Here is a 21,936-nt window from a genome sequence, read left to right as displayed (position 1 = left end):
ATCAGATTTCCTGGTGTAACGAATTTACAAGTGCTTCTTGCATAAGCAAGTTTGATCCCGGTCATCCCCATGACCGGGATTTTTTTCGCCTTAGCGGTTCGTTTCCGAGACGCTAAAGTCATGGATATCCAGCTCGAATGCTTCAGCCAGTTCACGGTAGGTATGGTAATCACGACCATTGACCACGACACGGTCTGAATTATCCTCCGCGCGATGAACTTCGGACTCACTGATTTCATTAATGGCGGCAAGCAGGGCATCGACATCCACTTCCACCTCACGCTTAATGGTGTCGCTGTACTCTTTGTCAGTCTTCATGGCGGGCTCCTCATTTAACCGTCTCAACAGCTAAGTATAGACCGCACACAAAAACGCCATTCGCGTCAGGCGGCGATGCCAGCCAGGGTAATTTGTTCTACACTGGCTCAAAACCACAGGAGGAATGTATGAAGGTCAACGATCGGGTAACCGTCAAAACGGACGGTGGGCCGCGCCGCCCGGGCGTGGTGCTGGCAATAGAAGAGTTTAATGAAGGCACAATGTATCTGGTGTCGCTGGAAGATTACCCGCTCGGCATCTGGTTCTTCAACGAACTGGGGCACCCGGATGGGATCTTTGTGGAAACGGCGGAATAGGTCGGCGTCGGGGGCGTCTTCTCCCCGGCCCGGCTGCTGAAAAGCAAAATCTCTGGCCAGGCCAGAGATCAAGGTAGGGTACAACATGGCCGTGCAAATTAGCGCATATTAACGAAAATCCCATTCGTCACATTATCTGTCAGGCGTACGACATGGTATATCACTTGCTTATTATGCGTTTTAATTTTCCTTTTAATATTTCCTTTGTGTGACGATACTGTTTTTGCCTTGATATTCATCTGGTCTGAGATCTGAATTGTCCCTTGTCCAGCCATCCACATTCTTAGCATACTTGATTCAGTTCTGCTTAATGATAGGGTGGGTAAGTTAACCGCCCCTACATTCTTAACTTCTTTATTCAAATAATCGCCCAGAATGTCATCAAGCGACTCTGGTTTAATCGATTTCGAACTGATTAATAAGTTTTTACGCACCAACAAATACTCATCGAAATGAATATTGGCGATCGCCATAAAAACAATAAACAGGGTTCTGGGATGCTGATTAATGATCTGCTTAATGTGCTGACTGTTAGCGGGGTCGTGAATGAAACAGTCCTCATTAATAAACACCACGCCGGGCTTGTGAGTCTCACAAGCGGCTGCGAGTTCTTCAACGGTGTGTGCATCGTTGATGTCTCTCTTTCTTACCCCTCTGCTTGCTAAGTACCCGGTTAACCCTAGCCGGGTGTAGCTGCATAAATCCATAATGATCGTTGACATGGCATACCCTCACTCAATGCGTAACGATAATTCACCACCTGCCTGAGAGCTCATAAACAGCCATACGGGATGGAAAAAATCTAATAAAACCTGTGAGCATGACAAAGACTTTCAGGCGAACTCACTATCCCGTAAAGTTACGTATAATTTGCCAGGAATCATCTTAAAGTAAAGTAAATATTAAGTATTGTGAGGTGGTTAGAAACATTTAAACCGCGTCAGATATATCCTGGTAGATGTTTTTCAAGATTATTTTTAGGAATATCCTCAGAAAGACATTGCAAACACTGCGGGTTATTATTTGCGTGGAAGTTCGCTGACAATATCCGCTAAGAGATTGAATATCTCGCTGAATAAATGCTCGCAGAAGGGGGCGATAAGTGGCATCAATAATGACATTAATAAAAGGCCAACCGTCAACGTCACCGGAAAGCCGATGACGAATACCGACAGCTGCGGGGCCATTCGGTTGAGTAAACCCAATGCGAGGTTAACGGTGAGCAACAGGGTTATGACAGGCAGCGCCAGCATCAGCCCGTTGAGGAAGATCAGCCCGGCAGCCCGCACCAGCGCCAGAAAAGCGTTACTGTTCACCGGGTTGTCGCCAATCGGCAGCGTGTGGAAGGTGTCCACCAGCATAGAGATGAGCCACAGGTGGCCGTTGAACGAGAGAAACAACAGCATCGCCAGCAGGTCGATAATACGCGCCAGCACGGGCATATTCAGATGGCTGCCCGGGTCAACGAACGTCGCGAAAGACAGACCCATCTGCAAACCGATCAGTTCGCCCGCCGTTCGTACCGCGGCGAAGGCGAGCTGCATCGTAAACCCGACCGCCACGCCAATCATCACCTGTTGCAGGGCAATCCATATCGCATTCGGGGAAAAAATCGGGATATCCACCGCCGGCAGGGAAGGGGCAACGATAATGGTGATAACCATGCCCAACCCAATTTTGATGCGTTTAGGCACCGACTTTTCACTGAGTATGGGGGCGGTGGAGATCAGCGCCATGATGCGCAGCATCGGCCAGAAATAGATCCCGAGCCACTGAACAAACTGATCGCTGGTGAATTGCAGCATCGTCCGTCAGCCGATGATGTAAGGCAGATTGGTGAACAGGTTGCGCATGTAGTCCAGCAGCAAATTGAGCATCCAGGGCCCGGCAACGATAATCGCCACGAAGACGGCGATGATCTTCGGGATGAACGACAGGGTCATTTCGTTAATCTGCGTGGCGGCCTGAAGAATACTGATAATCAGACCGGTTACCAGCGCAACCAGAAGCAGGGGCGCGGCGACGGCAATCGCGACTTTCATCGCTTCCGTGCCCATCATCATGACCGACTCAGGCGTCATTGCGCGCTCCTCAACTGTAGAAACTCTGCGCCAGCGAGCTGACCAGCAGCTGCCAGCCGTCGACCAGCACGAACAGCATGATCTTAAAGGGCAGGGCAATGGTTGCGGGCGGGACCATCATCATCCCGAGCGCCATCAGGACGCTGGCGATCACCAGGTCAATAATCAGGAACGGAATGAAAATGGTGAAGCCAATCTGGAACGCCGTTTTCAGCTCACTGGTCACATACGCTGGCAGCAGAATGCGCATCGGCACCGCTTCCGGTCCCTGTAACTCGCCCGTGTTAGCGAGACGGGCAAACAGGGCCAAATCCGCTTCGCGCGTCTGGCGAAGCATAAATTCACGTAATGGCTGAGCCCCCTTTTCCAGGGCAACCTGCATGGAAATTTTATCTTCGCTGAACGGCTGGTACGCCTCGGTGTAAATCTTGTCGATCACCGGCGACATAATGAAAAAGGTCAGGAACAGGGCTAAACCCAGCAGCACCTGATTGGGCGGCGCGGACGGCGTGCCGAGCGCATTTCGCAGCAGACCAAACACAATGATGATGCGGGTGAAACTGGTCATCATCAGCAGGATCGCCGGGATAAAGGTCAGTGAGGTGATGAACACCAGCGTCTGCACGGAGAGGGACCAGCTTTGTCCCCCGTTCGCCAGCGGCGTGGAAACCAGCCCCGGCAGCTGCGCATACACAGAAGGCGCGAACAGGCCCAGACCTGCCAGCGTAAGCAATAACAAACGGCGCATCAGGATCTCCCGGAACGCTTGAGCAAACTCTTCATAACGGACTGAAAATCCGCAGGGGCCTGGGCGTTAGCCTCCACCGTGACAGGCGCAGGGGGCAGCGTGTGAAGAACGTTAATGCTGGAGGCGGTCACGCCCAGCACCAGTCGCGCATCTTCCACTTCCACAATGACCACGCGCTCGCGTGGGCCGAGTGTGGTGCTGGCGCTGACCTTCAATCCGCGCGTGCCGGCCGTTTTCCCCGCCAGCCCGAAACGCTTTGCCAGCCAGGCGGCGATAAGGATAAAGGCAATAATACCGAACAGCGCGCCGCTCACCTGAAGCAGCGGGGAGCCGGGTACGGCGGAGGGCGCGGACAGTGTTGCCTGGGTTTTCATACTTAACGGCTCAGGCGACGCATACGTTCGGAAGGGGTAATGATGTCGGTGATACGTACGCCGTATTTATCGGCCACCACCACTACTTCGCCCTGTGCAATCAGGTAGCCGTTGATCAGAATATCCAGTGGCTCACCCGCTAAACCGTCCAGGGCTACCACGGAACCCTGCGTCAGGCGCAGCAGTTCTTTAATAGTCATGCGGGTGCGGCCCAGCTCAACGGTCAGCTTGACCGGAATGTCCATAATCAGGTCGATGTCCTGCAACGTCCCGCTGACGTCGCCGCCGCCTAACTGCTGGAAGACCGCGTCTGCCGCGCTTTTCGTCGGCGTCGTTTTTTGCTCGTTTAACGCGTCAGCCCACAGATCGTCCAGTGCTCCGCTGTTTTCATCGGACGGATTGTTCATGTCACTCATTTGGGCTGTTCCTCATTCAGCGAATTCAAAATCGGGTTGATCAAGTGCTCAACGCGTAACGCATACTGGCCGTTAATCGTGCCGTACTGGCTTGTCAGCACGGGTACGCCATCCACATGGGCAATAATGCGGTCGGGTTTATCTATCGGCAAAACGTCGCCGGGTTGTAATTTCAGGATCTGCGATAACCGCATGGAGATGTCGGCAAAGTTAGCCACCAGCTCCAGCTGCGAGTGCTGAACCTGGCGCACCAGGTTCTCACGCCAGTTCTGATCTTCATGGCGTGAGTTCTCCAGCGGCGGGTTCACCAGCAGTTCGCGCAGCGGTTCAATCATGCTGAACGGCAGGCAGATGTTGAACTCGCCCGTCAGGTTGCCGATCTCGACGTGGAACGGGGTGTTCACCACGATGTCATTCGGTGAAGTGGTGATGTTGGTAAACTTCACCTGCATCTCGGAACGGACGTACTCCACTTCCAGAGGGTTAATCGCTTTCCACGCGTCGCTGTAGGATTCCAGCGCCAGCTTCAGCATGCGGTTGATAACGCGCTGTTCGGTATGGGTAAACTCGCGGCCTTCCACTTTGGTCGGGAAACGGCCATCGCCACCGAACAGGTTGTCCACTGCGATGAATACCAGGCTTGGCGAGAACACCACCAGACCGGTACCGCGCAGCGGTTTCAGATGGATCAGGTTAAGGTTGGTTGGCACCGGCAGGTTGCGGGCAAACTCATGATACGGCTGAATGCGGATCGCACCGACGGTGATATCCGGGCTACGACGCAGCAGGTTAAACAGCCCCATTCGGAACTGACGTGCGAAACGTTCGTTGATGATCTCCAGCGCCTGTAAACGCTCGCGCACCACGCGACGCTGGGTATTGGGATCGTAGGGACGAATATTATCGTCGCCGGTCAGACCCGGCTTCGGATCGTCACTCTTATCGCTGTCGCCATTGAGCAGCGCATCGATTTCTGCCTGAGAAAGAATACTGTCGCCCATGTCGTTACCGCAGAATGAAGGCTGTATACAGAACGTCAGTGACTTCCTGCTTAGGTTGGCCGTTGACCAGCGGGGTCGCCAGCGTCTGTTTGATCGCATCGACCAGCTTTTGCTTGCCCACATCGGTGGCGAGCGCGGAGGCATCCTGACGAGAAAACAGCAGCAGCAGACGGCTACGCACTTCTGGCAGGTAGTCGTTCAGACGTGCACGGGTAGCTTCATCTTTCAGACGCAGCGTAATGCCCACGTAAAGCACGCGATCCGCATCGCCGAGGTTCACGGTGAATGTATCCAGCGGGTAGAAGACCGGCGCCGGTGGAGGCGGCGCTTCAGCTTTGGCGGCTGCGCTGGAGGGTTCCTGCTGCATACGCCAGTAACTGTAGCCTGCGGTGGCGCAGGCCGCGAGGGTAATCAACACCAGCAGCGGGATCCAGATGGAACGCTTGCTTTTTTTGGTGATAGCGGAGTCTGTCATCTGATACGAGCTTCCTGTTTCGGTACAGCTTAATACGGTGATTATCCCGTGTCCGGCTTAGGTCAAAGCGTGGAAAAGACGGGGATAATCACGTTACCTCTGGCGTTTAGGCAAAGATGTCTACGGCACGGCTGCCGCGCGCGGCGGATTGCAGGGCGGCAGGGGCAGGCAATAACTCTTCGCTCTCCTCGTTAAACCCGCCATGCTGGCCTGAACGCGAAGCATGCTGTTGTTGCCCGGATGAAGATTGCTGCTGCCCGGCAAAGCCTTCGCTGCTGACGCTGCTTTGGGAAAGCTGAATGCCGTTTTCCGCAAGCTGCGTGCGCAGGATCGGCAGGGCCGCTTCCAGCGCCGCACGAACGTGGCTGTGGGGCGAAACCATCTGCAACTGCGCCTGGTTGTCATCCAGCTTAAGCGAAATTTGCACCTGACCCAGATCTTCCGGGTGCAGGCGTAGCTCTGCGGTCTGTTGGCCCTGTCTGGTGAACAGGGTGATGTGCTGGCTTAGATTCTGCTGCCATTCGTGCGTGCCCAGCGGCTGGCTTAACACCGGCGCGGTCGCAACGGTAGCGGCAGACTGGGGGGGTGCCAGGTGACTGATGATCGGTGCCAGCGTCGCGGTTGGGCTGGCGGCAGACGACGCCGTGCTCACTACGTCCTGCTTCTCCGCGACGGCGGCAACAGCTGGCGTAACGGCTGCCGTGGCGGGCAGCGACGTGTCGCTGTCCTGAACCGACGTTTTTTCCTGACCCGTTAACGCATGGCTAAGTGGCTGATGCTGGCCGTTGTCCGTCTGGGCTAGCGCAGAGGGTAGGGCGGCACGAGGGGCGACCTCCCCGGTGCTTGCTGGCTGCGTCGCCATTGGGGTGGTAGTCTGCTGGTGCGGTAACATCGCCATCAGCGCGCTTAACCCGGCCAGCTCCTCTTCTTCAGTCGTGGTCTCGCTGTTTGCTTTCGCGTCCGTCCGGGTCAGCGCCTTCAGCGCATCCGTATTCGCTGCGGGTTTCAGGCCGGAGACGAGGCTTTGCAGGGAGACGGCGGTATCTTCACCGGTCAGCGTCTCCTGGCGCGAGAGCAGCTCGGCGATTTTGGCCTGGAGCGTGGTATCACCGTTTTTTTCCTGTGCCGCTGTCGACAGCTTGCTTCCCGCCGCTTTCAGATCGGCCAGCGTCAGCGGAGCATCTTTGCCTTTGCCGGTGGTCTCGGTCAGCGCGCCCGCCAGCAGAGAGAGAAAATCTTGCGCGCCCTCAGCGCCTTTTCCGGTCAGTGTGCCGCCGGACGGGTCGCTGTCGGTCATCAGCAGTTGTTGCAGTGTGATCATTCTGGTTTCCTCATTGATGCGCGCTGGGCAAACTCATCCATTTTTTTCTGATCCAGACGGTTTTCCGCCAGGGTCGAGGCTGCAATCTGCCGGTCCTGTAAGGTTTGCCAGGCCTGCAACCGCTGTTTTTTCTCGCGCCAGAAATTCAGCGCGGTATCGACTTTTTGCGTCCACTGGTTAAGCTGCTGGCGATGCTGCTCAATCGCCTTTTCCAGCGTCTGGATAAACTGCTGATAGTTAATCCAGCGCTGGCTACCAATGCCCTGCGTCATGTCGGTGTTAAGGTTGGTGCGATATTCATGCTGATAGTCGATTAACATCTTCAACTGTTCTTCAGCCTGCTGGCACCCGCGTCGCATTGCGCCAAGTTGCAATGCGGCATCATCAACTTCTTTTTCAGCCAGATCTTTCAGCGTTGATAACGCGCTGTTCTGCGCCATGACCTTCGCCCTCCACCTGTGTTACACCTGCGGGAAAATCAGCTCCAGTGCCTGGAGGGAATCTTCCCAGTCGGCGCGTTCAAAAATACCCTGTTGCAGAAATGCCTCCAGCTGCGGCCACAGGGCAATCGCTTTATCGAGCATCGGATCGCTGCCTTTGGCGTACGCCCCGACGCTTACCAGATCGCGGTTGCGCTGGAAGCTGGAGAGCAGTTGTTTGAAGTTACGCACGCGGGCGTAGTGTTGTTCGGTGATCAAGGCCGTCATCGCACGGCTGATCGACGCTTCAATATCAATCGCCGGGTAGTGCCCGGCTTCGGCCAGACGGCGCGACAGCACGATATGGCCGTCGAGGATCGCGCGCGCGGAGTCGGCAATCGGGTCCTGCTGGTCATCGCCTTCGGTCAGTACCGTATAGAACGCGGTGATGGAGCCTCCGCCGCTGATGCCGTTCCCCGCACGCTCAACCAACGCCGGGAGCTTGGCGAAGACCGACGGCGGGTAACCTTTGGTCGCGGGCGGCTCGCCGATGGCCAGCGCAATCTCACGCTGCGCCATCGCGTAGCGGGTCAGGGAGTCCATAATCAGCAGCACGTGCTGGCCCCGGTCGCGGAAATCCTCCGCGATACGCGTGGCGTAGGCGGCACCCTGCATACGCAGCAGCGGCGACACGTCCGCAGGCGCGGCGATCACCACCGAGCGGGCGCGGCCCTCCGTACCAAGAATGTTTTCGATGAAATCTTTGACTTCGCGGCCACGCTCACCAATCAGGCCGACGACGATAACGTCCGCCTGGGTATAACGCGCCATCATGCCGAGCAGGACCGATTTACCCACGCCGGAGCCGGCAAACAGCCCCATACGCTGGCCGCGTCCCACGGTGAGTAGGGCGTTAATTGGCCGCACGCCGGTATCCAGTACGTGCTCGATTGGCGTGCGTTGCAGTGGGTTAAAGGGTTGGGTGATCAGCGCGCCGGTTTCGGTGGTATCAGGGGAGGGCAGGCCATCGAGCGGTTTGCCGCTCCCGTCCAGCACGCGGCCCAGCAGCGCCGGACCGAGCGGGAGCTGTTTGCCGCTTTGCAGGCCGTCACCGCTGATGTTTTTCGCGTAGACGCGGGCGCCGGGCAAAATCCCTTCCACTTCCTCAAGGGGCATGAGGAACAGTCGCTGGCCGTTAAACCCGACCACTTCACTTTCCACTTCACGCGTCTCACTCCCGTCCTGACGCTCAATCACGCAGGTGGCGCCGAGCGGAAGTTGCAGACCCGTGGCTTCCAGGACCAGACCGGTGGCACGCGTCAGGCGTCCATAACGACGAACGGATGGCAGCTGCGCCATCTTCGTTTCAAAATTATCGAGCGTGTTAAGCCAGCGCGTAAGGCGTGCGGTCATCAGACGACTCCCGGTGCCGCCAGGCGGCACAGTTCCTGCCAGCGGGTCGCGACGCTGGCATCCAGATCGCCCTCATCCGCCGAGACCTTACAGCCTCCGTGATGGAGCGACGGATCGCCGCGCAGCCGCCAGCCGTGCAGGCTCAGCGTCGCGCCGAGGCTCTCTTCCACGCGCTGCAAATCATCAGGATGCACGCGCAGCTGCGGTTTGCCGCTGAACAGCGGCTCCTGCTGGAGCAGCCCCTGGATTTGCTTAATCAGCGCGGCGTTATCCACGACCGGCGTCTGGCCGATCACCTGACGGGCCGCCTCCAGCGCCATCTGCATCAGGCGCGAGGCAATCACGCTGTCCAGCGCATCCAGCGTGTGCTGAAACTCGCTCACCAGCTGCTGCATGCGGGCATGCAGCGGCGCCTGCTGCTGGCGCGCCTGCTCAATGCCCTGCTCTAAACCTTTCGCCAGCCCTTCCTGATAACCCTGTGCGTGCCCGGTCTGACGGCCTTCGTTCATCCCGGCGTTGAAGCCTTGCTCGTGCGCCTGCATTTGCATCTGGGCCAGCATCTGGGCGCGCTGTTCCTCTTCACTCAGCTCGGGCACGCCCGCCCCGGCGTCGCCCTCATCGGACGACACTATGGCAGGGGTGAACTCTGCGGTGGGAGGGGAGAGGTCGTCAGGCGTCCAGCGCTTCCACGACAGTTCATCAGACATAGGTGTCGTCTCCGCTGCCAATCACCATCTCGCCGGTTTCTGCCAGACGACGAACAATAAGCAGGATCGCTTTCTGTTCGTTCTCCACCTGAGACAAACGCACCGGGCCACGGTTGGCCAGGTCGTCGCGCAGGATATCGGCCGCACGCTGGGACATGTTGCGCAGGAACTTCTCGCGCAGCGGCTGCTCGGCGCCTTTGAGGGCGATAAGCAGGGACTCCGAATCCACTTCCTGAAGCAGGCGCTGGATGCTGCGATCGTCCACTTCGACCAGGTTTTCGAACAGGAACATCTCGTCGATAATTTTCTGCGCCAGTTCGCCGTCGAACTCGCGCACCGCCGTAATAACCGCCTCTTCCTGCTGCGTTTTCATCAGGTTGATGATTTCCGCTGCCGTTCTCACGCCGCCCATTTTGCTGCGCTTGAGGTTCTGGCCGTCGAGCAGGTTGTTCAGCACTTCGGTCAGCTCCGCCAGCGCGGCTGGCTGGACGCCGCCGAAGGTGGCGATACGCAGCATCACGTCGTGGCGCAGGCGCTCGTCGAACAGCGCCAGAATATCGGCCGCCTGGCCCCGTTTGAGGTGGACCAGAATGGTGGCGATAATCTGCGGGTGCTCGTCGCGAATAAGATCGGCGGCGCTTTGCGGCTCCATAAAGTTGAGCGTTTCGATCCCGCTGGCGGTGTCGCGCGTTTCGAGAATATCTTCCAGCAGGCTGGCGGCGCGCTCTTCGCCCAGCGCCTTAACCAGCACGGAGCGCAGGTATTCGTTGGCGTTGACGTTGAGCGCAGCAAACTGCTCGGCTTCCTGCTCAAACTCCGCCAGCACTTCGGTCAGTTGCTTGTTGGAGATCTGGCGCACGTTGGCCATCGCCGCGCTGAGGATCTGCACTTCTCGCTGAGAGAGGTGTTTAAACACCTCCGCCGCGCGATCTTCGCCAATGGTCATCAGCAGGATGACGCTCTTATCGGTGCCTGTAAGCGTATTACTCATGTTCGTTACCCATCCAACCGCGGATGACCAGCGCGACGACGCGCGGATCGTTATCTGACATTTCGCGAATGCGCTGGCTCATCACCTCTGCGCCCATACGCTGGTTAGCACGACGCTGCTGCATCTGTTCATCTTTGCTGAGACGAACTTCAACCGCTTCTTCCTCGTCCGGACGCGCGTTCTTCTGTTCCAGCGCAGCTTTTTCGGCTTCAGCGCGACGCTGAAGCTGAGGACGGACACCCTTACGCCACAGCAGCCACGCGACAATCAGCACCAGCAGCCAGCGACCTGCGGACATCAGCTGATCGAAGAACGCCTGCTGTTGCCAGAACGGCAGTTCGCCACCGGTCTCATCCACCGGGTTGAACGGTGAGTTCACAACGTTGAGGGTATCGCCACGTTTTTCAGAGAAGCCCATCGCTTCGCGGGTCAAATCTTCGATCTGCTTCATCTGCTCTGCCGTGAGCGGCAGCGGTTTACCGTCCGGCAGCGTTTTGTAGTTCACCACCACGGCAACAGAGAGACGCTGAATATCTCCCGTGTTCAGTTTGGTATGGCGGATAGTCCGGTCGACTTCGTAGTTGGTCGTTTCGTTACGGCTGCTGTTACGCGGGCCGGCACTGTTCGCGGTCGAGGTCGTCTGCTGATTCGTTTGCTGACCGTTCTGCGGGTTGGCCGGCGGCGTGGAGATTGGCGCGGCGTTGGCAGGCGCAGGCTGGTTAGAGAGCGCACCCGGCACACCGCCAGGATACTGGCCACCGACCTGTTCCGTCTCATTGATCTGACGCGAGCGTAACACGGCGCGAGAAGCATCCCCGTTCGGGGCGTACTGCTCTTCGGTCTGTTCTTTATTCGAGAAATCAATCTGCGCGGTGACCTGCGCATGTACGTTGCTGTTACCCACCACCGGGCCCAGAATAGCTTCGATACGGCGCTGGAGACGGCCTTCCACGTCGGCAGCGTATTTCAGCTGGGCGTCGTTGAGATCGCGCCCGGCGGTGTTGGACTGCGTCAGCAGGTGACCGCTCTGATCCACCAGCGTAACGTTACCCGGCGGCAGACCGGCTACCGCACTGGAGACCAGGTGCGTGACGGCGCTGATCTGCCCTTCATCCAGCGCACGGCCAGGTTCGAGGTTAACCGTCACAGAGGCAGAAGGGGACTTTTGTTCGCGGACAAACAGGGACGGCTTAGGCATCGCCAGGTGCACGCGGGCACTTTTCACCGGGCCTAAGGTTTCAATCGTACGGGCCAGCTCACCTTCCAGCGCGCGCTGGTAGTTAACCTGCTCGCTGAACTGGCTGATGCCGAATTTTTCCTGATCCAGCAGTTCAAACCCAACCGCGCCGCCTTTCGGCAGCCCCTGCTGGGCGAGACGCAGGCGAAGCTCGTGCACTTTATCTGCCGGCACTTCAAGCGCACCGCCGTTATCGGCAAAGCGATACGGGATGTTCATCTGGGTCAGCTGGGTGACGATGGCACCGCCATCCTGGTCGGAAAGGTTGCTGTAGAGCGTGCGGTAATCCGGGCTTTTTGCCCATAAGACCATCGCGACAACGATCGCAATGGCGGCAGCGCCTGCCACAATCAACGGGATCTTAGGGTTGGCGCGAAGGCGGTTCATCCACTCGAGTGATTTATTCTGCGGCGCTGTCGATGCTGCTGTCGCACTCATTGCGCACCTCTTAAATCCTGGTGGTTTACGTTATTCGTGTAGAGAAACAAAACTGACTCCCGGGTCGGCAAACACGACAAAAGTTCCATACTGATGGCCCTGCCATTATTTGATGAATCGGGATTTTCTATGCGTCAAATAACCTGGTTTTTTAACGCTATTTACCGCCATTATCTTATTGACAAGCTGTTAGTCTTGACCTCGTAAAAAACCATCCAGGGGAGAGTCATGGCTATACAGGGCATTGAAGGGGTACTCAGTCAGTTACAGGCGACGGCGATGACCGCCCGTAATCAGAGCGTAACTGACCAGCCGCAGGGCATTAGCTTCGCCGGTCAACTGCATGCGGCGCTGGACCGGATCAGCGATAAGCAAAACGCGGCCCGTACCCAGGCTGAGAGATTTACCCTCGGTGAACCCGGCGTGGCGCTCAACGATGTGATGGCCGATCTGCAAAAAGCGTCGGTGTCATTGCAGATGGGGTTGCAGGTGCGTAACAAGCTGGTGTCGGCGTATCAGGACGTGATGTCGATGCAGGTGTGAAACCTTCCAATCTTACGCTGGCAGCCTGATGGCTTTAATGCCACAATATTTTTTTCTTCGCATGCAGGAAAGATGATGAAAAAAGTAGCAATTGTGGCTGCAATGCTGACGTTAGCGGGATGCGTTCAGGTCGAAAACTATCAGGAAGTGGTTAAGCATCCGGCACCTTCGCATCTGGCAGGTTACTGGCAGTCGAAAGGGCCGCAGAGCGCGATGGTGAGCCCGGAGGCGATTGCCACGCTGGTGGTGACGCCAGAGGGTGATACCCTGGACTGCCGTCAGTGGCAGCGCGTTATCGCGGTGCCGGGTAAGATCATGCTGCGTTCAGATGATTATTATAACGTGACCGAAAAACGAGACGTCTATCCGCTCGATCGTGATGGGGCGGCGCTGGAGTATGACGGCATGGAACTGTACAAGGTTGACCGCCCAACGGTGGAATGCGCAGATTACCTGAGCAAGAATCCGCTGGAGAGTAAGCTTCCGTAACCGTTTTGGAGTTTGCGCCCTACCCGTGGTCTGAGGGATCTCCACAAAATAATGCCTTCACCGTCGGCCCCCTCTCCCTGGAGGGAGAGGGCTGGGGTGAGGGGGAACATACGGCTCTGGTGGTCATTCCGTTCACTTTATGTTCCTTGCTACTCTGTAGCGACATGAGCGGTGAACGTGCCAGGGTGGCTCAGTCGCCACCACCCTGGCGACCCGGGCTCCCGGCGGAAAATCGCCGCTTCGCGGTACCCTCAGCTTTTTCCTTCAGGCTATCGGGACGGGCATGAGCCTGCATCCATGCAGGCCACGCCCTCTCGGCGCTTCCCTGCGCCTCGCCCCGGCCTTACGGAAACGCTTCGGCGATTTACAGCCGGACCAGGGCATTGCTGAAAGTCCTCAGTTATTATGAAGGCAACGTTATTGCTTCTGCTTTCAAATTACTGGGGATATCTCTCCCTGTGGGAAAGGGTCGGGGTGAGGGCATCAGGCCGCACCTTTCCCGTACTACAGTGCGTCTTCAATCACCCAGACGCTGACGCTTCCCCCGTTACAGAAGAACGTCCCTTCGCCATCCGCCGCCGTGGTCACGGTTTCCTCGCGGTTGCCTAAAAAATCCCGCCAGGTCTTATTGCCGTAATTCTCGCCGAGGCAGATCGTCTTCTCACCGTTATCACCATTCGACAGCACCACCACACAGCCCGGGTGCTCCTCTGTCCCGCTGCGGCTAAACGCAATGCAGTTTGGATGATCGAAAAAGAGGGTTTGCACGCCGTGGGCAAAACGCTGCCGGGCGAGGATCAGCTCGTGGAGCTGTTCAATCACCGGCATATCGATGTGATACGTCTCGCCATCCCCGCCGGTGTCGTCATAGCTGGCGCCAAAAAGATCCGGATAGAACACGCTCGGCACGCCGTTTTCACGCAGCAGGATGAGCGCGTACGCCAGCGGTTTGAACCAGGCTTCAACCGGGGCTTCCAGCGCCTGCAAGGGTTGGGTGTCGTGGTTGGCCACCAGCGTCACGGCATGGAACGGATCGGCTTCCACCAGCGTACCGGTGAAAATCTGGCTCATATCGTAGTCGCGTCCCTGGCGTGACGCTTCGTGAAATTTCATTTGCAGTGGCGCATCAAACAGCATGGTTTTGCCGTCTACCTGATTGATGTAGTGCTGCAATTTATCCACTTCGTGAGACCAGTATTCCGCCACAATAAACAGCGGCTGCGGGGCCACCTCCTGGACATGTTCAATCCACTCTTTATAGAACCAGGCCGGAATGTGTTTTACCGCGTCCAGGCGGAAGCCGTCGCAGTGGGTTTGCTCCATCACCCAGCGCGCCCAGTATTTGATCTCCTCCGTCACCGCGTGGTTGCGAAAATCAATATTTTCACCCATCAGGTAATCGAAATTGCCCATCTCGTCGTCGACCTGATCGTTCCAGCCTTCGCCGGTGTAGTCGTTCACGATTTTGAAGATACCGTCCTCACTGGGATTTTCAATGTGGTCGATACCGCTAAAGCATTTGTAATCCCAGATGAACTGCGAATACTGGCCGGCCCGAACGGGAAAGGTGTAGCGCGTCCAGGCTTCACATTCGATGATCTCATCGCTGATTTGGGTGCGATCCTGAGCATCCACGCGTTGCACGCGGACAGGTTCCTTTTCATCGGCGCCCATTTTGTGGTTGACCACCACGTCCAGAAGCACCGCAATCTGGTTACTTTTTAAGGCGTTGATGGCCTCCAGCAGCTGGGCTTTATCGCCGTATTTGGTGGCGACACTGCCTTTCTGGTCAAACTCACCGAGGTCGAAAAGGTCATAAGAGTCATACCCGACGGAATAGCCGCCGGATGCGCCTTTGTAGGCCGGGGGTAACCAGACCATATTGATGCCGATTTCGTTCAGGTTGGGGGCTAATGCCGTGACTTCTCGCCACAATTCACCGCCGGTGGGGTAGTACCAGTGAAAACATTGTAAAAGTGTTGGGTTGCGCATGCACCATCTCCATGAGGTCGCGAAACTCAAGTATGGAGCAGGTTTGGCAGAAATGCCTGGCGAACGAAACGGTTAACGCTTGCCCGCCAGTTAAATGGCTAATTAATATCGCTATTACTTTGCGGAACAAGGACATGACCGCCCTGATTACCGTAGGTGGAGAGAACGGTTTTCTGGATGGAGGATTGCCCAACCAGCTTCGCCAGCTCATCCATTCTGGCTTGCAGCAATGTTTTTACCTGGCCTTCGTTGTCCAGGATCACCCGCAGCGTCGGGCGAAGCTGCTCCTGAATCTGCATCGAAGGTTCACTTTCCTGAGTGAGACGAGCCAGTGAGTGCACCGCATTAACATAGTCGGTTTCACAGATGATCAGATCATCCCATAGTCCCTGCCGCGCCAGTCGCAACATCAACTGGCTCTGCTCAAGGAGTTGCTGATAAAGGGCATAAAGTTGCGGTGCGTTACTCATTAGACGGCGTCCTGCATCAGTTGTGGCGTACCGGCAACCTCCTTCCACCCGTCAGCGATATTGCGCAGCAGGTTTTCCACCTCTTCGATGGCGCTGGCGTCGTTATTCACGTTGGCGTGCAGGAGGCGACGTACCATATAGGCATAAAGGGCAATCAGGTTTTGCGTAAGCTCATCACCGTTATTTTCCACCAGGCCAACCTTCAGCCCGTTTTCGATAATGTTGATGGCTTTTGAGAGCGCCAGCCCTTTAGCAGGAATATTACCGTCTGCCAGGAACAGACGCGCGCGTACCAGCGCGCTGAGGGCTCCATCAAATAGCATGATTACCAGCTGCTGCTGGCTGGCGCTCATCACCGCGCTTTCAACTTCTATCTTTGCGTAGGCCTGCGTGCCTTTTGCGCCGTACATGTTATCCCCCTCGGGTCTGATTAGCGTTTACTACTTGTTACTGGACGTATTTTCGAACTGCTGCGTCAGGTAGCTGCTGGTAGAGTTCAGCGAGTTCATCATGACGTCTAATTGCGTAAACTGTTCTTTATAACGCGCTACCATGGTGTCGATACGCTCGCTGGCCGCGTTATATTGCTTAGTTAAATTGTTCAGGGTTTTACTGACACCATCTTTGGCAGCCTGAATGATGCCGGTACTGGAGAGCCAACCTGTGAGGTTTGTTCCAACGGTGGTGGTGATACCGGATGTTTTCCCGTCACCGATCAGCAGGTCTTTGATACCAGCCGCGCTTTTTTTCATTGCCGCGCTAAGCTTGTCATCATCCACTTCCAGTTTACCGGTGCTTGGGTCGGTAGTGATGCCAGCTTGAGCCAGGGTCTTGATATTGGAACTGGTGTGAGGATTATTCAGCACGCTTCTCAACTGAGTCTGAATAGTGCGTAGCGTACTGTCGCCTAATAACGCGCCGTTACTGGTATTCTGAGCGTCTGAACCCGCATCCACAGCAGTATATTTTGTGAGGCTGCTGAAAGTATCTTGCAGGGAGTTATACGCCGTCACCCAGTCGTTTATCGCTTTGGTCGCTTTAGTGTTATCGGTAGTGATCGTTAAGGTCTGATTACCGGTTGTCACGTCGTTCAGGTTGAGAGTGATATCTTCCAGCGCATCACTGATTGTATTGCTGCTGTTTTCAATATCAACGTTATTAACTTTCAATAGCGCATTTTGGGCCGTAACGCTTTCCATCATGCCGTTAGTGGTATCTGCGCTATTACCGTTGTAGCCCATGAAGGACTGAAGTGCCGTATCGCCGCTGACACTAATAGTCATGGCATTGTCTTTACCGGTATCTTTTGACGTAATGGACAGACGATACTCACCATTACCGACGTTAATAATACTGGCACTTACGCCAGCATCCGCTTTGTTGATCGCATCTCGGATTCCACTCAGAGATGAGTTTTCCGCACTGATATCAATAGTGACAGGTTTCTTGTCACCACCTTGCTGAATGGTGATGGCGCTGTCCGCCGTCGCAATCGCCGTTTTATTATCACTTTGCGTTTTAGCTGTTGTCAGGGTTTGCGCCTGCGCAAGCTGCGATACGTTAATGGTGTATTTACCCGCAATCGCGCTGCCGGTGGTTGTGGCACTGAAGGCTGTGCTGCTGCTGGCGGTGGTAGTCGCTGTAAACAGATCGGCTTTGCTAAGTGCAGTATTTGCCGTCTGGAAGGATTCCAATGCACTTTTCAGCGTGCCGTAGGCACTAAGTTTTGCTGTATAGGAAGTCTGCTGCTTAGAGATCGGCGTCAGTTGTGCTTTTTGTGCAGCGGTCAGACTGTCCAAAATGTCGCCTAACTGCAAACCTGATCCGACTCCCAACGTAGAAATACTTGCCATATTTATTCCTTAATGTAACGACACGTAGAACGAATAGTGGGGTTATCGGCCTCAACTCAGGAAAGTTTACGGTTAGGTTCAAATTTTTAATGGCGAGAATAACGCTATTGGAGAAGAGTATTTCTGTGGCTAAAAAAAATGATGCGATCCTGAAAAAAAATCTAAAGGTTGGTTTGGACCAGACGATAACACCATTGACGGCGATGAAGCCGAAGGGTGGAAACCCAAATCTAACCCACAGATTTGATGAACAACAGGAAACGTAATCATGGCACAAGTCATTAATACCAACAGCCTCTCGCTGATCACTCAGAACAACATCAACAAGAACCAGTCTTCAATGTCTACCGCCATTGAGCGTCTGTCATCTGGTCTGCGTATCAACAGCGCAAAAGATGATGCTGCTGGCCAGGCGATTGCTAACCGCTTCACCTCCAACATCAAAGGTCTGACTCAGGCTGCACGTAACGCTAACGACGGCATCTCTGTTGCACAGACTACTGAAGGCGCACTGTCTGAAATCAACAACAACTTACAGCGTATTCGTGAGCTGACCGTTCAGTCTTCTACCGGTACTAACTCCCAGTCTGACCTGGACTCAATTCAGGATGAAATCAAATCCCGTCTGGACGAAATTGACCGCGTATCTGGTCAGACCCAGTTCAACGGCGTGAACGTGCTGGCAAAAGACGGCTCCATGAAAATTCAGGTTGGCGCGAACGATGGCCAGACCATCACCATCGACCTGAAACAAATAGACTCTAATACTCTGAAACTGTCCGGTTTTAACGTTAACGGTAAAGGTGGCGTAGCCAACGCAGTTGCAACTGCAGCCGATATGACCGCTGCTGGCTTTACCCTGGCTGGTAATACGTACACAGGTTCTGCAGGATTTAAAGCTGCATCTTCTGCAGATGTATTAGGTAGCCTGGCAAATGGTGACACTGTCCTCAGTGCTGGCACTGTTGCTGATGGTCTCTCAGGAGCAGCAAATACCTACACCTACGATAAAGCAAACGACAAGTTTACTTTCGGTGTAACAGGCGCGACCTCTGCACAGGTTCTGAGCTACCTGAACCCATCTGCGGGCGACACTACCTCAGCTACCGTTACTATCGGTACAACTAAACAAGACGTCATCATTGCTAAAGACGGTACTTTAACCGCTAAAGATGATGGTGCTGCTCTGTATCTGGATACTACCGGCAACCTGACCAAAAACAGCGCGGGTACCCCACCAGTTGCAACACTGGCTGGTCTGCAGGCTAACGGCGGTGGTACTGCGATTGCTTCTTCTATTACCACTGCATCTGGCGAAACCCTGACTCTGGCAGGCGGTACGGCTGGTACTATCGATGTTACTAATGCCTCTATCAGCGCTGACAAACTGCAGAGCGGTGCTGCTGCAGCAGGTTATACAACATCTACCGGCTATGCCGTAGACAACGCCGGTGCGGTTAAAAACGGTGCTGCGGATGTGTATGTTGATAACAACGCTGCATTAACCACCACAAATACAGCTACTTATTTTGTTCAGACTGATGGCTCTATCACCAATGGTTCTGGCAAGGTTGCGCACAAAGATGCGAATGGTAAGATCACCACTGACGCTCAGACTGCTACTACTGCCACTACTGACCCACTGAAAGCCTTGGACGACGCTATCAGCTCCATCGATAAATTCCGTTCTTCTCTGGGTGCGGTACAAAACCGTCTGAGCTCTGCGGTAACCAACCTGAACAACACCACCACCAACCTGTCTGAAGCGCAGTCCCGTATTCAGGACGCCGACTATGCGACCGAAGTGTCAAATATGTCTAAAGCGCAGATCATCCAGCAGGCTGGTAACTCCGTGTTGGCCAAGGCTAACCAGGTTCCTCAGCAGGTTCTGTCTCTGCTGCAAGGCTAATCGCCTGATTACGCTTAAACCCCGCTTCGGCGGGGTTTTTTCTATCCACGCACAAGCGTAACCCCCCAAATAACCCCTCATTTCACCCACTATTCACCCGATTAAAACCCCTCCAGAATCGGATAATCATGCCGATAACTCAACTAACGCAGGGCTGTTTATCGTGAATTCACTCTATACCGCTGAAGGTGTAATGGATAAACACTCGCTGTGGCAGCGTTATGTTCCGCTGGTGCGTCACGAAGCATTGCGCCTCCAGGTGCGTTTGCCGGCGAGCGTGGAACTGGACGATCTGCTACAGGCGGGCGGTATCGGGTTATTGAATGCAGTTGACCGGTACGACGCTCTGCAAGGAACGGCATTTACGACTTACGCAGTGCAGCGTATTCGTGGTGCGATGCTGGACGAGCTGCGCAGCCGCGACTGGGTGCCGCGCAGCGTTCGCCGCAACGCGCGCGAAGTGGCGCATGCGATGGGGCAGCTGGAACAGGAACTGGGGCGCAACGCGACGGAAACCGAAGTGGCGGAGCGTCTGGGCATTCCTGTTGAAGAGTATCGCCAGATGTTGCTCGATACTAATAACAGCCAACTCTTCTCTTATGATGAGTGGCGCGAAGAGCATGGCGATAGCATCGAGCTGGTGACGGATGAACATCAGCAAGAAAACCCGTTACACCACTTACTGGAAGGGAATTTACGCCAGCGCGTGATGGAAGCGATTGAAGCTTTACCGGAACGTGAGCAACTGGTGTTAACCCTCTATTACCAGGAAGAGCTCAATCTCAAAGAGATTGGCGCCGTGCTGGAGGTGGGCGAGTCACGGGTGAGCCAGCTGCACAGCCAGGCCATTAAACGCCTGCGCACAAAACTGGGTAAGTTATAGGTGAGTCATTCGCCTTGGAAATGCCGCACAACGTATTGACAACCAGGAGTTATCATGACGGTGCAGCAATCTAAAAGACGGCCTTTAAGCCGCTACCTGAAAGACTTTAAACACAGCCAGACGCATTGCGCCCACTGTAAAAAATTACTCGACCGCATCACGCTGGTTCGTCGCGGTGAAATCGTGAATAAGATTGCGATTTCCCGCCTCGACACGCTGATGGATGAAGCCGCCTGGCTTGAAGAGCGAAAAGAGTGGGTAGCGCTTTGCCGTTTCTGTGGCGATCTCCACTGCAAAGAGCAAAGCGACTTCTTCGATATTATCGGCTTCAAGCAATTCCTGTTTGAACAAACGGAGATGAGTCACGGCACCGTGCGTGAATACGTGGTTCGCCTGCGCCGCCTGGGTCAGCATTTGACCATGCAAAATATCTCCCGCGATCTGTTGACGACCGGATACCTGGATGAAAATCTGGAGCCCTGGCTGCCCGCCACCAGTACCAACAATTACCGCATCGCGCTGCGAAAGTACGCGCAATATAAAGTCCAGATGCCGGGCGTCATAAAGCAGAAAGTCCACGCCGGAACAACTTCTGATATATATTAAAAAAGAATAAGATGTAGCGCAGCCGCCTTTGACGTTGCAGGCGATTTCTCTACACTACTCAAAAATTCCACTGTATCGGAGTACTTATGAAATTAGCAGTTCTGGGTCGTCAGGCGCTGATGGGGATGATGGCCGTTGCGCTGGTCGCGGGGATGAGCGTGAAAACGTTCGCGGCAGATAATCTGCTCAACAAAGTCAAAGAGCGCGGCACGCTGCTGGTTGGGCTGGAAGGAACCTATCCTCCGTTCAGCTTCCAGGGCGACGACGGTAAGCTGACCGGTTTTGAAGTGGAGTTTGCGCAAGAGCTGGCCAAGCATCTCGGCGTCAAAGCCTCCCTGAAACCGACCAAATGGGATGGTATGCTGGCGTCACTGGATTCCAAACGTATCGACGTGGTGATTAACCAGGTGACCATTTCTGACGAGCGTAAGAAGAAGTATGACTTCTCCACGCCGTACACCGTGTCCGGTATCCAGGCGCTGGTGAAGAAAGGTAACGAAGGCAGCATCAAATCCGCCGCGGATCTGAAAGGTAAGAAAGTCGGCGTCGGTCTGGGCACCAACTACGAAGAGTGGCTGCGCCAGAACGTGCAGGGCGTGGACATCCGCACCTATGATGATGACCCGACGAAATACCAGGATCTGCGCGTAGGCCGTATAGACGCCATTCTGGTTGACCGCCTGGCAGCGCTGGATCTGGTGAAGAAAACCAACAATACCCTGGCCGTCGCGGGCGATGCGTTCTCCCGTCAGGAGTCCGGCGTGGCGGTGCGTAAAGGTAACGAAGATCTGCTGAAAGCCATTGACGGCGCCATTGCTGAAATGCAGAAAGACGGCAGCCTGAAGGCGCTTTCTGAGAAGTGGTTCGGCGCAGACGTGACGAAATAAGTCTCTGACCGACAAAAAAGGCGCTTTTAAAAGCGCCTTTTTTATTTC

At 55.3% G+C, this 21,936-nt stretch carries 26 protein-coding genes and 1 pseudogene; 8 read left to right on the top strand and 19 right to left on the bottom strand.

Annotation, left to right across the window (positions count from 1 at the left end; translation table 11 throughout):
• Nucleotides 1–90: 90 nt before the first annotated feature.
• Entirely contained in the window at nucleotides 91–318 is a 228-nt protein-coding gene (gene yodD / locus L2Y28_RS13565; protein WP_017383339.1) for a YodD family peroxide/acid resistance protein, read from the bottom strand.
• Nucleotides 319–446: 128 nt separating this feature from the next.
• Between yodD and dsrB the strand changes: the two genes are divergently transcribed.
• Nucleotides 447–635: a protein DsrB gene (gene dsrB / locus L2Y28_RS13560; RefSeq protein WP_003859583.1), complete on the top strand. Its 189-nt coding sequence runs from the start codon at nucleotides 447–449 to the stop codon at nucleotides 633–635.
• Nucleotides 636–733: 98 nt separating this feature from the next.
• Here the strand turns inward: dsrB and rcsA are convergent, their stop codons facing one another.
• From rcsA to fliF, 14 genes and pseudogenes are all read right to left on the bottom strand, one after another.
• A complete protein-coding gene (rcsA, locus tag L2Y28_RS13555; protein WP_022648556.1) occupies nucleotides 734–1,357 on the bottom strand; it encodes a transcriptional regulator RcsA in 624 nt (207 codons plus the stop codon).
• 290 nt (nucleotides 1,358–1,647) lie between these two features.
• Nucleotides 1,648–2,440 (bottom strand): annotated as a pseudogene (fliR, locus tag L2Y28_RS13550) (flagellar biosynthetic protein FliR); the annotation flags it as partial.
• A gap of 6 nt (nucleotides 2,441–2,446) precedes the next feature.
• Nucleotides 2,447–2,716 carry a flagellar biosynthesis protein FliQ gene (gene fliQ / locus L2Y28_RS13545; protein WP_003859587.1) on the bottom strand — a complete coding sequence of 90 codons (270 nt, stop codon included), beginning with the start codon at nucleotides 2,714–2,716 and terminating at the stop codon, nucleotides 2,447–2,449.
• Between the two features lie 10 nt (nucleotides 2,717–2,726).
• Nucleotides 2,727–3,464, bottom strand: coding sequence for a flagellar type III secretion system pore protein FliP (gene fliP, locus L2Y28_RS13540; protein ID WP_022648554.1), 738 nt, complete (start codon nucleotides 3,462–3,464; stop codon nucleotides 2,727–2,729).
• Nucleotides 3,464–3,838, bottom strand: coding sequence for a flagellar biosynthetic protein FliO (fliO, locus tag L2Y28_RS13535; RefSeq protein WP_022648553.1), 375 nt, complete (start codon nucleotides 3,836–3,838; stop codon nucleotides 3,464–3,466). Before fliO ends, fliP begins: the two co-directional genes overlap by 1 nt.
• 2 nt (nucleotides 3,839–3,840) lie before the next feature.
• A complete protein-coding gene (gene fliN, locus L2Y28_RS13530) occupies nucleotides 3,841–4,254 on the bottom strand; it encodes a flagellar motor switch protein FliN (RefSeq protein WP_003859592.1) in 414 nt (137 codons plus the stop codon).
• Complete coding sequence (gene fliM, locus L2Y28_RS13525) at nucleotides 4,251–5,255, bottom strand: flagellar motor switch protein FliM (protein ID WP_006811158.1); 1,005 nt, start codon at nucleotides 5,253–5,255, stop codon at nucleotides 4,251–4,253. The genes fliN and fliM overlap by 4 nt, the downstream gene beginning before the upstream one ends.
• Nucleotides 5,256–5,259: 4 nt before the next feature.
• Complete coding sequence (gene fliL / locus L2Y28_RS13520) at nucleotides 5,260–5,730, bottom strand: flagellar basal body-associated protein FliL (protein WP_003859598.1); 471 nt, start codon at nucleotides 5,728–5,730, stop codon at nucleotides 5,260–5,262.
• Between the two features lie 106 nt (nucleotides 5,731–5,836).
• Complete coding sequence (fliK, locus tag L2Y28_RS13515) at nucleotides 5,837–7,051, bottom strand: flagellar hook length control protein FliK (RefSeq protein WP_022648552.1); 1,215 nt, start codon at nucleotides 7,049–7,051, stop codon at nucleotides 5,837–5,839.
• Nucleotides 7,048–7,491: a flagellar export protein FliJ gene (gene fliJ, locus L2Y28_RS13510; protein WP_006811155.1), complete on the bottom strand. Its 444-nt coding sequence runs from the start codon at nucleotides 7,489–7,491 to the stop codon at nucleotides 7,048–7,050. The genes fliK and fliJ overlap by 4 nt, the downstream gene beginning before the upstream one ends.
• Before the next feature lie 21 nt (nucleotides 7,492–7,512).
• A complete protein-coding gene (gene fliI, locus L2Y28_RS13505) occupies nucleotides 7,513–8,883 on the bottom strand; it encodes a flagellar protein export ATPase FliI (RefSeq protein ID WP_022648551.1) in 1,371 nt (456 codons plus the stop codon).
• On the bottom strand, nucleotides 8,883–9,590 hold the full coding sequence (gene fliH, locus L2Y28_RS13500; RefSeq protein ID WP_022648550.1) for a flagellar assembly protein FliH: 708 nt from the start codon (nucleotides 9,588–9,590) through the stop codon (nucleotides 8,883–8,885). Before fliH ends, fliI begins: the two co-directional genes overlap by 1 nt.
• Nucleotides 9,583–10,581 (bottom strand): flagellar motor switch protein FliG, encoded by a 999-nt coding sequence (fliG, locus tag L2Y28_RS13495; protein WP_003859608.1) that lies wholly within the window; start codon nucleotides 10,579–10,581, stop codon nucleotides 9,583–9,585. The genes fliH and fliG overlap by 8 nt, the downstream gene beginning before the upstream one ends.
• Nucleotides 10,574–12,256: a flagellar basal-body MS-ring/collar protein FliF gene (gene fliF, locus L2Y28_RS13490; protein ID WP_022648549.1), complete on the bottom strand. Its 1,683-nt coding sequence runs from the start codon at nucleotides 12,254–12,256 to the stop codon at nucleotides 10,574–10,576. Before fliF ends, fliG begins: the two co-directional genes overlap by 8 nt.
• Nucleotides 12,257–12,484: 228 nt before the next feature.
• Between fliF and fliE the strand changes: the two genes are divergently transcribed.
• Nucleotides 12,485–12,799, top strand: a complete 315-nt coding sequence (fliE, locus tag L2Y28_RS13485) for a flagellar hook-basal body complex protein FliE (protein ID WP_022648548.1) — start codon at nucleotides 12,485–12,487, stop codon at nucleotides 12,797–12,799.
• A 75-nt stretch (nucleotides 12,800–12,874) separates the two neighbouring features.
• Nucleotides 12,875–13,288 carry a lipoprotein YedD gene (yedD, locus tag L2Y28_RS13480; protein WP_022648547.1) on the top strand — a complete coding sequence of 138 codons (414 nt, stop codon included), beginning with the start codon at nucleotides 12,875–12,877 and terminating at the stop codon, nucleotides 13,286–13,288.
• Between the two features lie 504 nt (nucleotides 13,289–13,792).
• On the opposite strand, the gene amyA is transcribed toward yedD, so the two are convergent.
• From amyA to fliD, 4 genes are all read right to left on the bottom strand, one after another.
• The gene (gene amyA, locus L2Y28_RS13475; protein ID WP_022648546.1) at nucleotides 13,793–15,280 is read right to left on the bottom strand and encodes an alpha-amylase; all 1,488 of its coding nucleotides are present in this window, start codon (nucleotides 15,278–15,280) and stop codon (nucleotides 13,793–13,795) included.
• Nucleotides 15,281–15,378: 98 nt separating this feature from the next.
• Nucleotides 15,379–15,750, bottom strand: a complete 372-nt coding sequence (gene fliT / locus L2Y28_RS13470) for a flagella biosynthesis regulatory protein FliT (RefSeq protein ID WP_006811148.1) — start codon at nucleotides 15,748–15,750, stop codon at nucleotides 15,379–15,381.
• Nucleotides 15,750–16,160, bottom strand: a complete 411-nt coding sequence (gene fliS / locus L2Y28_RS13465; protein ID WP_003859616.1) for a flagellar export chaperone FliS — start codon at nucleotides 16,158–16,160, stop codon at nucleotides 15,750–15,752. The genes fliT and fliS overlap by 1 nt, the downstream gene beginning before the upstream one ends.
• Before the next feature lie 30 nt (nucleotides 16,161–16,190).
• Entirely contained in the window at nucleotides 16,191–17,603 is a 1,413-nt protein-coding gene (gene fliD / locus L2Y28_RS13460) for a flagellar filament capping protein FliD (RefSeq protein WP_023330162.1), read from the bottom strand.
• Nucleotides 17,604–17,728: 125 nt separating this feature from the next.
• On the opposite strand from fliD, the gene L2Y28_RS13455 reads away from it, so the two are divergent.
• The 5 genes from L2Y28_RS13455 to tcyJ all read left to right on the top strand — a co-directional run bounded on the left by L2Y28_RS13455 (nucleotide 17,729) and on the right by tcyJ (nucleotide 21,888).
• Nucleotides 17,729–17,869 carry a hypothetical protein gene (locus L2Y28_RS13455; RefSeq protein WP_154816805.1) on the top strand — a complete coding sequence of 47 codons (141 nt, stop codon included), beginning with the start codon at nucleotides 17,729–17,731 and terminating at the stop codon, nucleotides 17,867–17,869.
• A 2-nt stretch (nucleotides 17,870–17,871) separates the two neighbouring features.
• Nucleotides 17,872–19,512, top strand: a complete 1,641-nt coding sequence (locus tag L2Y28_RS13450) for a FliC/FljB family flagellin (protein WP_022648544.1) — start codon at nucleotides 17,872–17,874, stop codon at nucleotides 19,510–19,512.
• A gap of 163 nt (nucleotides 19,513–19,675) precedes the next feature.
• Nucleotides 19,676–20,395 (top strand): RNA polymerase sigma factor FliA, encoded by a 720-nt coding sequence (locus L2Y28_RS13445; RefSeq protein WP_003859623.1) that lies wholly within the window; start codon nucleotides 19,676–19,678, stop codon nucleotides 20,393–20,395.
• A gap of 54 nt (nucleotides 20,396–20,449) precedes the next feature.
• On the top strand, nucleotides 20,450–21,001 hold the full coding sequence (gene fliZ / locus L2Y28_RS13440) for a flagella biosynthesis regulatory protein FliZ (protein WP_022648543.1): 552 nt from the start codon (nucleotides 20,450–20,452) through the stop codon (nucleotides 20,999–21,001).
• A gap of 86 nt (nucleotides 21,002–21,087) precedes the next feature.
• Nucleotides 21,088–21,888 carry a cystine ABC transporter substrate-binding protein gene (gene tcyJ, locus L2Y28_RS13435; RefSeq protein WP_022648542.1) on the top strand — a complete coding sequence of 267 codons (801 nt, stop codon included), beginning with the start codon at nucleotides 21,088–21,090 and terminating at the stop codon, nucleotides 21,886–21,888.
• The last annotated feature ends 48 nt before the right edge of the window (nucleotides 21,889–21,936 follow it).

It is taken from the genome of Enterobacter sp. JH25, assembly GCF_021725435.1.
GTDB lineage: Bacteria > Pseudomonadota > Gammaproteobacteria > Enterobacterales > Enterobacteriaceae > Enterobacter > Enterobacter intestinihominis.
This window is presented reverse-complemented; position numbering and strand designations above follow the sequence as displayed.

Excerpts from the sequence above, each read along its gene's own strand:
- yodD (WP_017383339.1), bottom strand. The coding sequence starts at position 318 with ATGAAGACTGACAAAGAGTACAGCGACACCATTAAGCGTGAGGTGGAA.
- dsrB (WP_003859583.1), top strand. The coding sequence starts at position 447 with ATGAAGGTCAACGATCGGGTAACCGTCAAAACGGACGGTGGGCCGCGC.
- rcsA (WP_022648556.1), bottom strand. The coding sequence starts at position 1,357 with ATGTCAACGATCATTATGGATTTATGCAGCTACACCCGGCTAGGGTTA.
- fliQ (WP_003859587.1), bottom strand. The coding sequence starts at position 2,716 with ATGACGCCTGAGTCGGTCATGATGATGGGCACGGAAGCGATGAAAGTC.
- fliP (WP_022648554.1), bottom strand. The coding sequence starts at position 3,464 with ATGCGCCGTTTGTTATTGCTTACGCTGGCAGGTCTGGGCCTGTTCGCG.
- fliO (WP_022648553.1), bottom strand. The coding sequence starts at position 3,838 with ATGAAAACCCAGGCAACACTGTCCGCGCCCTCCGCCGTACCCGGCTCC.
- fliN (WP_003859592.1), bottom strand. The coding sequence starts at position 4,254 with ATGAGTGACATGAACAATCCGTCCGATGAAAACAGCGGAGCACTGGAC.
- fliM (WP_006811158.1), bottom strand. The coding sequence starts at position 5,255 with ATGGGCGACAGTATTCTTTCTCAGGCAGAAATCGATGCGCTGCTCAAT.
- fliL (WP_003859598.1), bottom strand. The coding sequence starts at position 5,730 with ATGACAGACTCCGCTATCACCAAAAAAAGCAAGCGTTCCATCTGGATC.
- fliK (WP_022648552.1), bottom strand. The coding sequence starts at position 7,051 with ATGATCACACTGCAACAACTGCTGATGACCGACAGCGACCCGTCCGGC.
- fliJ (WP_006811155.1), bottom strand. The coding sequence starts at position 7,491 with ATGGCGCAGAACAGCGCGTTATCAACGCTGAAAGATCTGGCTGAAAAA.
- fliI (WP_022648551.1), bottom strand. The coding sequence starts at position 8,883 with ATGACCGCACGCCTTACGCGCTGGCTTAACACGCTCGATAATTTTGAA.
- fliH (WP_022648550.1), bottom strand. The coding sequence starts at position 9,590 with ATGTCTGATGAACTGTCGTGGAAGCGCTGGACGCCTGACGACCTCTCC.
- fliG (WP_003859608.1), bottom strand. The coding sequence starts at position 10,581 with ATGAGTAATACGCTTACAGGCACCGATAAGAGCGTCATCCTGCTGATG.
- fliF (WP_022648549.1), bottom strand. The coding sequence starts at position 12,256 with ATGAGTGCGACAGCAGCATCGACAGCGCCGCAGAATAAATCACTCGAG.
- fliE (WP_022648548.1), top strand. The coding sequence starts at position 12,485 with ATGGCTATACAGGGCATTGAAGGGGTACTCAGTCAGTTACAGGCGACG.
- yedD (WP_022648547.1), top strand. The coding sequence starts at position 12,875 with ATGAAAAAAGTAGCAATTGTGGCTGCAATGCTGACGTTAGCGGGATGC.
- amyA (WP_022648546.1), bottom strand. The coding sequence starts at position 15,280 with ATGCGCAACCCAACACTTTTACAATGTTTTCACTGGTACTACCCCACC.
- fliT (WP_006811148.1), bottom strand. The coding sequence starts at position 15,750 with ATGAGTAACGCACCGCAACTTTATGCCCTTTATCAGCAACTCCTTGAG.
- fliS (WP_003859616.1), bottom strand. The coding sequence starts at position 16,160 with ATGTACGGCGCAAAAGGCACGCAGGCCTACGCAAAGATAGAAGTTGAA.
- fliD (WP_023330162.1), bottom strand. The coding sequence starts at position 17,603 with ATGGCAAGTATTTCTACGTTGGGAGTCGGATCAGGTTTGCAGTTAGGC.
- L2Y28_RS13450 (WP_022648544.1), top strand. The coding sequence starts at position 17,872 with ATGGCACAAGTCATTAATACCAACAGCCTCTCGCTGATCACTCAGAAC.
- fliZ (WP_022648543.1), top strand. The coding sequence starts at position 20,450 with ATGACGGTGCAGCAATCTAAAAGACGGCCTTTAAGCCGCTACCTGAAA.
- tcyJ (WP_022648542.1), top strand. The coding sequence starts at position 21,088 with ATGAAATTAGCAGTTCTGGGTCGTCAGGCGCTGATGGGGATGATGGCC.